At 51.0% G+C, this 12,357-nt stretch carries 9 protein-coding genes; 2 read left to right on the top strand and 7 right to left on the bottom strand.

All coding sequences use genetic code 11. The annotated features are described in order from the left end of the window. The first annotated feature begins 215 nt into the window (after positions 1-215). A complete protein-coding gene (locus ACT3TF_RS11800; protein ID WP_096280057.1) occupies positions 216-752 on the top strand; it encodes a DUF3833 domain-containing protein in 537 nt (178 codons plus the stop codon). A 113-nt stretch (positions 753-865) separates the two neighbouring features. Here the strand turns inward: ACT3TF_RS11800 and ACT3TF_RS11795 are convergent, their stop codons facing one another. From ACT3TF_RS11795 to gorA, 4 genes are all read right to left on the bottom strand, one after another. Then, positions 866-1,258: an ectoine synthase gene (locus ACT3TF_RS11795; protein ID WP_096280059.1), complete on the bottom strand. Its 393-nt coding sequence runs from the start codon at positions 1,256-1,258 to the stop codon at positions 866-868. A 95-nt stretch (positions 1,259-1,353) separates the two neighbouring features. Beyond that, entirely contained in the window at positions 1,354-2,622 is a 1,269-nt protein-coding gene (ectB, locus tag ACT3TF_RS11790; protein WP_096280061.1) for a diaminobutyrate--2-oxoglutarate transaminase, read from the bottom strand. Between the two features lie 111 nt (positions 2,623-2,733). Continuing rightward, positions 2,734-3,312 (bottom strand): diaminobutyrate acetyltransferase, encoded by a 579-nt coding sequence (gene ectA / locus ACT3TF_RS11785; RefSeq protein WP_096280063.1) that lies wholly within the window; start codon positions 3,310-3,312, stop codon positions 2,734-2,736. A gap of 162 nt (positions 3,313-3,474) precedes the next feature. Next, positions 3,475-4,857 carry a glutathione-disulfide reductase gene (gene gorA / locus ACT3TF_RS11780; protein WP_444625450.1) on the bottom strand — a complete coding sequence of 461 codons (1,383 nt, stop codon included), beginning with the start codon at positions 4,855-4,857 and terminating at the stop codon, positions 3,475-3,477. Positions 4,858-5,017: 160 nt separating this feature from the next. Here gorA and can point away from each other — a divergent pair, with 160 nt between their 5' ends. Continuing rightward, entirely contained in the window at positions 5,018-5,665 is a 648-nt protein-coding gene (can, locus tag ACT3TF_RS11775) for a carbonate dehydratase (protein WP_096280066.1), read from the top strand. A 59-nt stretch (positions 5,666-5,724) separates the two neighbouring features. Here can and msrA read toward each other — a convergent pair whose 3' ends face one another. From msrA to tamA, 3 genes are read right to left on the bottom strand one after another with little or no spacing between them, the layout of a single operon-like run. Next, a complete protein-coding gene (msrA, locus tag ACT3TF_RS11770) occupies positions 5,725-6,381 on the bottom strand; it encodes a peptide-methionine (S)-S-oxide reductase MsrA (RefSeq protein WP_444625451.1) in 657 nt (218 codons plus the stop codon). Positions 6,382-6,392: 11 nt separating this feature from the next. Continuing rightward, the gene (tamB, locus tag ACT3TF_RS11765) at positions 6,393-10,448 is read right to left on the bottom strand and encodes an autotransporter assembly complex protein TamB (protein ID WP_444672259.1); all 4,056 of its coding nucleotides are present in this window, start codon (positions 10,446-10,448) and stop codon (positions 6,393-6,395) included. Between the two features lie 9 nt (positions 10,449-10,457). Beyond that, entirely contained in the window at positions 10,458-12,311 is a 1,854-nt protein-coding gene (gene tamA, locus ACT3TF_RS11760) for an autotransporter assembly complex protein TamA (protein WP_444672258.1), read from the bottom strand. Between the last annotated feature and the right edge of the window lie 46 nt (positions 12,312-12,357).

The raw sequence follows: 12,357 nt of genomic DNA, 5'->3' as shown, positions 1-12,357 counted from the left end.
GATAAAATCTAGGTGTGTAAATACGATAAAATGAGGGAAACCAAATCAGTTACTATTCTAGAATTTACTTTAAATTTTTTTAGCAATTGATGTAAAAAAAGCTGCTAAACATCTGATCTATAGTGAACCAAGTTTAGTGCTTTGCTTGATCGTCTACTCTATGCTGGATAAATATGCCCACCACCCGTATCAGGCTTCATACAGGAAACATCCACATGGTTCGATCACTACGCTTGGGCTTGTTTACACTGCTTTTTTTACTGGTTGGCTGTGCTGGCGTTGATGTTGAAGACTACGCAGATTCTGATCCGCGCCTGGATATCGCCGAATACTTTACCGGCACTACCCGCGCTTGGGGCATGGTGCAGGATTACTCAGGCGAGGTACAGCGACGTTTCAGCGTTGATGTCGAGGGCAGCTATGAAAATGACACGCTGACGCTGGACGAGTCTTTTGTCTTCTCAGATGGTCAAACCGACCGCCGGGTTTGGACATTTAAGCGCATTGACGAGCACCACTGGATCGGCACAGCTAGCGATGTTGAAGGTCCCGTCGAAGCCCGTCAGTACGGCCATGCTTTCCATATGCGCTATCCACTCGAAATTGAAGCCAGTGGACGGATGATAACCTTCACCATGGATGACTGGATGTACCTGCAGCAAGACGGCCGCTTAATCAATCGTACCGCTATGCGCAAATTTGGCCTGACATTCGGCGAAATCACCCTGGCATTTGAGAAAATTGATCGCTGATAAACGTTTATTTATTCACTAACAAAAAAGCAGCCTGCTCTTCAGCAAGGCTGCTTTTCCCATTTCATACTGACGCTTACCTAAATACGGACCTTTTATCTAGCAGGTGCATTTTATTCAGAAGCGGTGTAAGAGCCGTCTTCTTGATGAACTTCATTACCGGTAATCGGCGGTGTAAATACACAAGCAACCGTCATGCCTTTCTCTTTACCACGCAGCAGATGCTCATCGTGCTGGTCTAGCATGTAGACATCGCCTGCTTTGATCGGCCAAATTTTGCCATCGGCTAAAGTTTCTACTTCGCCTTCACCTTCATAACAAAACACCGCTTCGTAATGGTTTTTGTAATGAATGTGCGTCTCAGTACCGGGGAAAATGCGGGTAATGTGGAACGAGAAACCTGCATTATCGTTGGCTAAAATAAGGCGAGTACTGTCCCAGTTACCGTTTTCGGCGGTCACAAGACGTTCTGTTTTACGCGCTTCTTCAAGGTTACGAACGATCATAAAAGTACTCCGTTTCAAAGTGACTGGCGGTTACCAGCCACTATATCCCCAATTAAAAAACGTACTGCTATCGTCTTAATTTACGTAACAACAGCTTACTTTCCAGCCACTGACTTGACACACATCTCAAGAATATCGAGACCCTCCAGCAGATCTTCATCGGTAATGGTCAGCGGGCAAAGGCATTTAACGACTTCACCATCTTGGCCGCTGGTTTCAATCACCAGGCCATTCTCGAAGGCTTTGCTGGTAATCTTATCAGCGATATCACCCGACACTACGTCAATCCCGCGCATCAGGCCGCGGCCGCGTTCAGTTGCCGGCATACCGCTTTCTGTTAGCAGCGCCGCCAGCTTTTGGAAACGCTCTTCTACAATACGCCCTTTACGCTGAACATCACGCTCAAAGGTGTCATCGGACCAATATTTTTTAAGAGCAGCGGTGGCCGTTACCATTGCTAAGCTAAAACCACGGAACGTACCGTTATATTGGCCCGGTTTCCATTTATCCAGCTCAGGACGCATAAGAACATGCGCAAACGGCAAGCCAAAACCAGAAAGTGATTTTGAATTGGTAATAATGTCGGGCGTAATACCGGCATGCTCAAAACTAAAGAACTTACCGGTACGGCCGCAGCCTGCTTGGATGTCATCAATAATTAGCAGGATGTCGTGGGCACGACAAATACCTTCTAAACGTTTCAGCCAATCCAGGCCTGCCACGTTAATACCGCCCTCGCCTTGCACGGTTTCAATAATGACACCGGCAGGAATATCTAGACCACCAGACTTATCGCCGAGCAGTTTTTCGAAATAATCAAGCGTGTCAGTATGCTCACCCATATAGCCATCAAAAGGCAGGAAGCTAGCGCCTTGAGTGGGTATGCCGCCGGTTGCTTCACGGAATTTACGATTACCGGTGGTTGCTAGCGCCCCCATGGTGACGCCATGGAAACCGTTGGTGAAGGTCACAATATTGTGGCGACCCTTGGCAACACGCGCTAAACGGATGGCAGCTTCTACGGCATTAGTGCCTGTCGGACCTGGCAAGTGCACTTTATACTCAAGCCCACGTGGCTTGAAGATGACCTCTTCCAGTGTTTCTAAATAATCACGTTTTGCATTAGTCCACATATCCAAACCGTGCACAACGCCATCAGTGGCCAGGTAATCAATCATCGCCTGTTTCATGTGCGGATTATTGTGGCCGTAATTGAGCGTGCCCGCGCCGGCTAGAAAATCAATGTACTCACGACCATTCTCATCGGTTAGACGCGCATTTTGCGCTTTGGTAAACACCACCGGAAATGAGCGTGAATAAGTACGTACGTTGGATTCCATGCGTTCAAGTGTCTGGGTCTGCATTAGCGACCTCCTTAGTTGATCATTTTGCTTTAGGGCGTCTTTAGCCCGGAGCAACATGAGCGGGAAAACAGTATGTTAAGAACGTGCTTTTACTTTAATAAAAGCAGCGTATTAGATTCGACCTGTTTGAAACGGGCCGATACGCACCAAGTTTTCCGGATCATGCTCTCCTCCAAGCTGTTCAGTAGAGAAGTATTCGCGGCTGTTAAGCGGCGCATGCCAGCGTGCTGCTAGGCGGCGAAATAACCCCCATGAAGCCTGGTTATCGGGGGTAATAGTCGTTTCCAAGTGATGTACATCGTCAAGCTCAGGACGCGACATGATGGCTTCCACCAAGCGCCGAGCAAGCCCGGTGCCACGTGCCTTTTCACCAACTGCCACCTGCCACAGAAAATATGTGTCGGGAGCATTGTCTTTTACATAGCCGGATACGAAACCAACGATTTCACCGCTTTCGTTGGTTGCTACGGCACACGTATCACGAAACTGAGTGGCGAGTAGCAAATAAGCATAGGCGGAATTGACATCCAGCGGCGGGCAGGCTTTAACCAGCTCATATACGCCCCAGCCATCGTCTGCATTCGGCTTACGTATAAATAATGGAGTCTCTGCATGCCCTACCACGGCATCCGCGACCGTTGGCCTAGCAAGGTCTGCAGAAGGAGTAAAAGGTTGCGTCGGCGTACTCATAGTTATGCTTTGCTGTAGCGAATTTGACGACCATTATAACAGCTGATTATGAGCAATTCAAAAACCATATTATTCTCCGCCCCTATTTCCATAATTATTTGTTATACAAGGCCGCTAGAAAATCGCATTTATAATCCAAGCGACTTATATAATTTAAGAGACTTACGTGCGTGTCAGCGTTCGCATCGTAACGAACTCTTCTGCCCCGGTTGGGTGAATACCCACCGTCCGGTCAAAGTCCTGCTTGGTCAGCCCCGCCCTTACCGCGATGGCAATTCCCTGGATGAGTTCACCGGCATCGTCACCGACCATGTGAGCGCCCACAACAACATCGGTCGCGTCGTCCACTACCAGCTTCATTAAGGTACGCTCTTGGCTACCCGAAAGCGTGTGCTTCATGGCACGAAAGTCGGTGCTGTAGACGCGGATATTAGTAAACTTTTCACGCGCATCCTCTTCAGAAAGCCCCACGGTGCCGATATTAGGATGACAAAAAACAGCCGTTGGTATCGTGGCGTAATCTAACGGCTTGGGCACACTGTCTGAAAAGTGATAATCAACGACCTGCATCGCTTCTGCCAGGGCCACCGGCGTTAATTCGGGCCCAGCCGTTAAGTCACCCAGTGCTAGCACCGAGGGAACATCCGTTTCAAAACGCTCATTAACGGGCACTTTTCCCGATTCATCCAACGCCAAGCCAAGATGATCAAGCCCTAAATCGCCAATATTGGCTTTACGCCCAGTGGCGGCTAACACTACATCGACTTCAAGCATGTCACCGCTGGTGAGGTGGACGTTATAGACATTGTCGGTCGCTTCAATGCGTTCGATATTGGTATTGAAGTGAAGGTTGACGCCCTTTCTTTCCATTTCAGTGCGGGTGAACTCGCGAACCTCTTGATCAAAGCCTTTCAAGAATAGCTCACCGCGATAAACAAGGTGCGTCTCGCTTCCGAGCCCATTAAAGATGCTGGAAAACTCAACCGCAATATAGCCACCACCCAGCACGAGAAAACGCTTAGGAAACGTATCCAGGTCAAAGATTTGATTTGAATCTAAGGCATATTCGCTGCCTGGAAAAGTAGGAACCCAAGGCCAGCCACCGGTGGCGAGCAGAATTTTTTGTGCGGTCACTGACGTGTCGCCATGCTCACCGCTTAGCGTTACGGTATGGGCATCGACCAACCGTGCCCGGGCATTAAATAGAGTAACTCCAGCGCTTTCTAGCATGCGCTGATAAATACCGTTTAGACGTTTAATCTCGCTGATTTTATTGTCGCGCAAGGTCGCCCACTCAAAATGCGCGGGTCCGGGAAGCTGCCAGCCAAACCCTGCTGCATCGTCAAAACTGTCATGAAAATGCGCAGCATATGAGTAGAGTTTTTTAGGCACGCACCCAACGTTGACACAGGTTCCGCCCAGGTATCGATCTTCGGCAATTGCCACGCTAGCGCCGGTTGCTGCAGCCATTCGCGCGGCACGCACACCGCCAGAACCAGCGCCGATCACCAGCAGGTCGTAGTCGTATTTGGAAACGTCTGCCATGGTTTGCTCCTATCGATTGAAAAATTTTAATGCCAACAATTGCAACTTATCTTTGTTGACCTAGCTCTCAGAGAAGGTTAAAACCATCCGCTACTATTTGATACTTGCTATTGCTTCATATTATCTGAAGCTGCAAGCGACTTAATATTATGGAGACTCTATGTCTGATGCTATTGCGACGCTACTGGATAATAATCGTGCCTGGGCTGAGCGCATGTGCGAGGAAGATCCTGAGTACTTTAAGCGCCTCTCCAGTCAGCAAAACCCTGACTATTTGTGGATTGGTTGTTCCGATAGCCGCGTGCCAGCCAACCAAATCATTGCGCTCCCGCCTGGGGAGGTATTTGTACATCGTAACGTAGCCAATTTACTCCACCATACAGACATGAACGCTCTGTCGGTGGTTCAGTTTGCCGTGGACGTGCTGAAAGTTAGCCATATTATGATTGTGGGTCACTACGGCTGTGGCGGCATTAAGGCGGCCATGACCGGAGGCGAGTGCGGCGTCGTCGATTACTGGCTGCACTCGGTGCGCGAACAGTACAACCAGCATAGAAATGCTCTCAGTCATCTTCCTATAGAGGATCAGATTGACCGTATGTGTGAAATTAACGTCAAAGCACAGGTTAATAGTCTATGTCGCACTAAGATTTTGCAGCGTGCCTGGCAGCGCGGTCAGGATATCTCAGTACATGGGTGGGTCTACGGATTAAGCGATGGCCGTGTCAAAGACCTTAACTGCACTATCACTGGCTTAGAGCAAGTCGAAACGCTTTATCGCATTGATCGCCTGCATCAAGGCGATTAAACGCCCTTACCGCGCCTGCCACTTGCGACAGGCGCGTTTCTAGCTCAAACAGTACTCACTTAGTTAATAGCGCAGGTAACGCCGGTCCCCTTTAAGCCACAGTAGCCATTAGGGTTTTTATCGAGGTACTGCTGGTGATAAGCCTCAGCGTAATAAAAAACATCCAGCGGCTTAATTTCCGTGGTAATACGCCCCTTACCCGCGTTACTCAATGCCTGTTGAAAAGCAGCGGCACTCTTTTCAGCCGCCGCTTGCTGGGCAGCCCCCGTTGTGAAAATGGCTGAACGATACTGCGAGCCAGTGTCATTTCCCTGACGGTCCCCTTGAGTAGGGTCGTGCTGCTCCCAAAATACTTGCAAGATCGTTTCAAGCGTCACTTGCTGAGGGTCAAAGATCACTCTCACTACTTCAGTGTGGCCAGTGCGCCCTGTGCAGGTCTCGTCGTAAGTCGGATTCGGAGTTTCGCCTCCAGCGTAGCCTGCTGCCGTCACGTAGACACCAGGCAGCTGCCAAAAAAGCCGCTCTACGCCCCAAAAGCATCCCATACCCAGCACTATTTCCTCATAGCCCTGGGGAAATGGTGGATGTAACGAGTGGCCACTAATAGTGTGTGTTTCACTCGTTTCAATCGGGGCGTCGCGGCCTGGCAATACGCGGCCTGTACTTGAAACAGTACTTGAAACAGTACTTGAAACAGTGCTGGAAAATAGCGACATATCGCCCTCACTTATTGCTGTTTGAGAATTTCAGGATTACCAGAGCGGGTAAACGTATAAATCAAATCCACCGCTTGGTTGGCGCCTGATACGGCCTGCAAATAAAGATTACGCAAAAGCGTATAGCGTAAGGTTAGTTCTGCAATTGGCGAGAAAATTCCTACCCCGTAACTAATACGAAGATCGTCCGTCAACTGACCACTCACGGCAACTTGGCTATCGTCACCAGCGCCGGTGGTATCTAGGGACAAGTCATCAATACCAAAAGCCTGGCCGATTGAGCCCACTGCACCGCCTGTCCGCCCCAGTGACATGCCAATTAACGCGGTTGTCAAAGCACTATCAATACCGCCACCCGCAGCATCCGGCGCGCGGCCACGTAGAAGATAAGATAATGCGCTCGATTCATTCATCGCAGGCTCAGAGAATATCGCTACATTAGGTTCTTGGGCGTTGCCCGTTACCCGCAGACCAGCGATGACATCGTCCTCGGTTACATCCGGATTGCGAATCGCTTCGAAATCAAGCCTAGGCTGGCCAGGAGGACCGCTGAACAGTATTTCTCCGCGACGAATCAACAGGTCCTGCCCAAAAGCCTGGAACCGACCGTCAACCAGATTCACATCACCAAACAGCTGCAATGCCCCGCCGCTTTGACGAATTTCTAGCGATCCCCCAAGGCCTGATTTTAAACCGTAGGCCGCGAACTGCATATCGCCACCCAGGGTCAGGGTTACCAGTATATCGAGCTCCATACCGGTCGCTGCAAGCTCATCCGACGTACTTGGACCTTCACCGCTGGCAGCAACACGCTGCCTTTCAATCTCCGCCTGGCGATCCTCGCGCTCGGTAATAATCACTTCATCGCCACTGGGCGTTACTGCGGATGCCGGCATATCGCCAATTTCAAGGCGAGCCCAGGGTACATTGATATCGCCCCTTACTTGCAGCCTTTCCGGCGTCACTCGCACGCGAATATCCGGCGCGGCTTCCAGCCGACCAAACTGCGGCAATACGATCAGGATTGGCTCCTTCACGGCGTTCAAGTCCACGCCAATACGCCAGTCATCGCCGCTTGGCCAATAAGCATCACCGGTTATTTCTAAACGCCCGCGCTCAGCCGCTAGAAATCCATTAATATCGCCCTGCTCACCATCGAATGAAACAATGAGCTCACCATCTTGAACATCAACCGGAATGTCAGGGCCATTAACTTGGATACTGCGCAGCCCAAGCTGGCCCTGTAAATCAGGCTGACTGGTCGTTCCCGTTATTTGTACGCTGCCCGTCAAATCCCCGGCTAAGCGGTCCATACCCACAACCATCGGCCGATAAGGTTCTAGCGAAACATTATTGGCGCGCAGCTCCCCATTCAGCACGCCGCGCCCTAACGGATCGTTAATCGAGAGGTTAAAATTCAGATCACCCGCCTCTGCGAGAGACAGCGCAATGTCCGCATCAGCTTGAGCCTGGTTAGCCTCAACTTGCGCATCTAAACTGATTTTGGGCAATTGCACTGGCTGGCCATAGTCATTGACCGCTGTAATTGCCACATCGCTTAAGATGCGTAGATCCGCCTGCCATTGAGCGCCGCCCCGACGCCAGTTTGCGGCAAGATCCGCCGTGGTATCACCTTCTAACTGCCACTCTTCGGGCAAAAAGGGCTCTAGCATCTCCATTGGAACTTCACGCACCGTCAGCGTTGCATTACCTTGTTGCGCCGAGGCAGTAATTACCTCTTCAGAACACACAAGGCCACCTTCTTCACGACGCAAGCAAAACGGTGACAAGCGAGCCTGACCATCGGCAAGGTTGTAGCGTAAATCTAGCGGCGCTTCGAGGCGGATGGTGCCCGCTTCAGAATCAATTTCTAAGGGCGTTAAACGTGCCTGATATTGTTGACTTTGCTGATTAAAGCGACCTTCTAATGCGATCAAAGCACGGCTTAATACTGCATCATTTTGCCCCAGAACCGTCAGCTCTAACTGATGTTGCGAAAGACGGCCGGACAACGTCGCTGTAATATCTGACAGTGATTGACCACCCGCTAATACGTTGGTCATGGCTAACTGAACATCTAACCGCGGATCTTCTAGCCCTTTCACATCAGCGGTTAGCTCAAGCTGTTCAATACGGTTTTCAGCAAAGCGCAGTGCGTCACCTTGCAAGTTGGCAATTAATTGAGGTTGGTTAAAGCTACCGCTTGCCTGCAGTGTACCCACTAAGGTTCCGGCAAGATCCGGTGACAGCGTTTGCAATTGGCGCAGGGCTATATCCGCATTCAACGACATCGCTTTTTCACTGATTTGGCCTGCCGCTTCTATGCGATTATTGCCTTGAGTGAACAGCAGTTCATCAATATCAACTTCCAAATTACTGTTAGCGTCAAAAGCAGCTTGCAGGGTTAGTGGATAGTCGCGCAGCTCGCCATCAATGGCGAGATTGGGCACGCTTATAGCCCACTGATCCTCCATCTGGCGCACTGACAGCTCAATGTCACCATTTAAATTACCGTCTAATTGATCTACAAAAAGCCCCGGGTCAAACTGATCCAAGCGCACACTCGCATCTACCTGCAACGGTGCTAACCAATTGACGGTACCTTCGCTACTCAAAGTGCTATCGCCCACGGCCAATGTGAGAGGCTGCCAGCTGAAGTGCTCAAGATCGCCTTGACCCCTGAGGTTAACTTGGGTTTGCGGAACGCTGGGACCCTGCACAGAAAGACCTAGCTGGGCACTATAGTCGCTAATAGTACCCGTTAGCTGTAGGTCTAAATCGTCGATGATATAAGGATCGACGGCATCGCCGCCCTCAAGCGTATCGGCAACCTCGTTAGAAGCAGTGGCTGTCTCATTACCCAGCAACGGCCACTGCACTTGCTCACTTTGCAAGCGCAGCTGGAAAGGCAACGTGGGTGCTAGCGCATCAATCTGCCCGCTAAGTGTAGCGTTCACCACTCCGGCGGCCTCAAGCTGCGCCTCAAGCGCATCCATTGAGCCAGACAGCACCAGGGTCAGCGTTTCACCGTTCAGCTCTGGAAACAGTTCAGGTAAGAAAAGCTCTACATCTAAGCGGGCTGCTAAAGGATAGTTGCCGCTCAGGGTAGTCTCTGCCGTTAATTCTGCCTGGGCATCCTGGGTCACGACCGACAGCTGCGTTACTTCAACGTCGCTACCGTCAGTTAAAAGCCCTAATCGAAGGCTCTCAACACTATATTCCACGGCGCCTTCTAAGCGGAAATCACTGACGGTAAATTCAGGTATCTGAACATTGACGGGCAGTGTGATATCCGGCAGCACAAGACGCTCTCGTGCTTCAAGCGGTTGTTCGACTGATTCGGCGATTTCTACTGCATCATTTTGTGGCTGATGGAGCGCTATAGAAGCATCAATAGCCTCACCATAAAGCGGCGTATCTATGCCTTGGGTTAACAAAATGCCAGGGGATGGCGGTAAATAGACGCGAGGCGCCTCTAAATGCGTTGGCGCGAGGCGTACCTCGTTACCTTCGGCAACGGCTGAGGAATTTAACGAGCGCCAAGATACCTCGGTGCCATCAGCAAGTCGGAGGCTGACATCCTCTAGCTGTAACGAGCGCAGTTCGATAGGAAAGGGAAAGCGGATCGATAGCGGCGCACTGTCTTCTTTGGGAGGGGACTCCTGCTCACTGGCTGCTCCTAGCTGAATATCAGCCCCCACAACACGAAGCGTATCAATGCATAAGCGCTTTGACAGTACGCAGTCATCGGCCCAAGCCAATTCAAACTCATCAATACCAATGCGCGTTTCACCCAGTCTTAGCTGAAAATCCTCAATCACGAAATGATCGAGTAAACCGCCTTCATGATGGGCGTACGAGAAAAAATCGCGCTGCTCGCCTTGTGTAAGCAACATGCCCGTTCCCCATGGGGATAGCGCGGTACCCAGAATTAACGCTACAAGCCCAAACAGCCAAATGGGCAGCAGGATAACGAGACGCACCAGACTCCAAACCAACAGCCAGATTCGAGATTTCGAAGACAGCACATGGCGCTGTTCAGCAGTAGATGATTCAACCTGTGACAAGTCTTTCTCCTAGAATTCCGGTCCGATGGAAAAATGCAAGCGAAAAGCATCTTCATCGTCAAAGGGATGGGCAATGTCTAAGCGAATTGGTCCCACCGGCGAGATCCAGCGTACGCCTGCGCCCGCACCGGTTTTCAGATCATCGGGAGCCCAGTCATCAAAGGCATCACCATTATCAACAAACGTGGCCGCCCACCAGTCGCCGGTAACACGCCGCTGATACTCCAGTGTCGACGTCAGCATTTGCTGACCACCCCGTAGACGCCCCTCATCATTACGCGGAGAGAGGCTTTCATAGGAGTAACCGCGTACGCTGCGATCACCGCCGGCAAAAAAGCGTAGCGATGGAGGCAACTTATCAAAGTCTTCCGTTTCTATCGCCCCTACACTGATGCGCGCTAAAAAGCGGTTATCGTTACCGATGGTACGAATCCATTCCGTATCCCCCGTCATGCGTGCAAACTGTGCATCCGAGCCCCAAACGGTGTCTGAGTATTCGAACGAAAGCTGCTGACGATCACCCCATAGAGGGAAGCGCTGGGGCCGCGTGCGGGTACGCGTCCACTGAACACCGGGATAGAAGAGCCAAACTTTATCGGCCTCGCCGCCCTGCACAAAGTCTACATAGCTGGTGCGAAGGTACAGCAGCTGGACCCAGTCATTGTCAAACTGCCAGCGCCGCGCAAATTCCACGGTGCCTTCTAGCAACTCAGTATCGTTGTCATCAAGATTACGAACGCCGTATTGAAGCCGGTAGCTATCGCGTAACGGGTTTTCAAGAGGTATGTCGTATACCCCGGTGAAACGTTGCTCTGGTGCAGATAAATAAAGATCGTGGTCAAGGCTATGGCCATAGCGATTGATCCACGGCTGTTCCCAGCCAAAGCGAAGGCGCGGGCCCACATCGGTGGCGAAACCGATACCTACCTCAAACTGATGGCGATCCGCAGGTTCAACGCTGACATCAATAGGAAGCTCTTTATCATCGGGTTTATTAATACTGAGTGCACCGGCTAAGGCAGCACTGCTCAAACGTGGGCGCTGCGGTTGAGAGGGCGTAGCCTCACTCCACCAAGGATCACTATCGCCAGGAGGCGCAATCGTTAACTCCTGAGCGGTTGCGAGACGTGGGCGCACGGAAATAGAACTGAACCAGCCTGTGTCAGCGAGACGTTGACTATAAAGCGCTAAATTTTCTGCCAAATAGGGATCGCCAGACTCAAAGGGCTGTATACGGCGAAGCCGGTCAAGTTCAATATGACTACCCTTGATCGAGGTGGGGCCAAATTGATAACGCGCACCGCTGTCAAAATCCATGTACAAGCGAGCACTTTGCAAGTACGGGCGAACCTCCATGCGCTTGTCGGTAAACCCCCAGTCAAAATACCCGCGCTCAATGGCTAGGCCGGACAGTTGACCACTAAGGCGATCCCACGGTGCATGGCGTAATACGTCACCCTCTTTAAGAGGAAACGCCTCTAATGCATCTTGAAAAGGCGGGTCATCTCTCGCACCGCCTTCAACGTTAACGGATAGTGTTTCGACTTTTACTTGCGGCCCCGGCTCAATGGTCAGCCACACACGGTCATCGGTGTTTCTTTCCAGCGTTATCTCTGGCTCATAGTAACCATATACGCGCATGGCTTCTTGAGTCCGGCGGCGCACTTCGCCCTCTAAGCGAGCGTCGGTATATTGCTCGGCGTCAACATTCTGTAAGTAGGCTTTAATGTTTTTATCGACTTCTCCGGTGACCCCCTCAATGGTCGCATCAACGGCCAATGCCCCAGATGATGCACAAAAAAGTGGTAGCGCTACAAAAAAAACTCGCCCTGTAGCTGAAGTCCATCGCTGTTGTCTTCCCATACATTTTTTTCCTAACCTATATCAGCGGCTTCATCGTTCTACCCAT

The organism is Halomonas sp. AOP25-F1-15 (assembly GCF_052378675.1).
Classification (GTDB): Bacteria; Pseudomonadota; Gammaproteobacteria; order Pseudomonadales; family Halomonadaceae; genus Vreelandella; species Vreelandella casei.
This window is presented reverse-complemented; position numbering and strand designations above follow the sequence as displayed.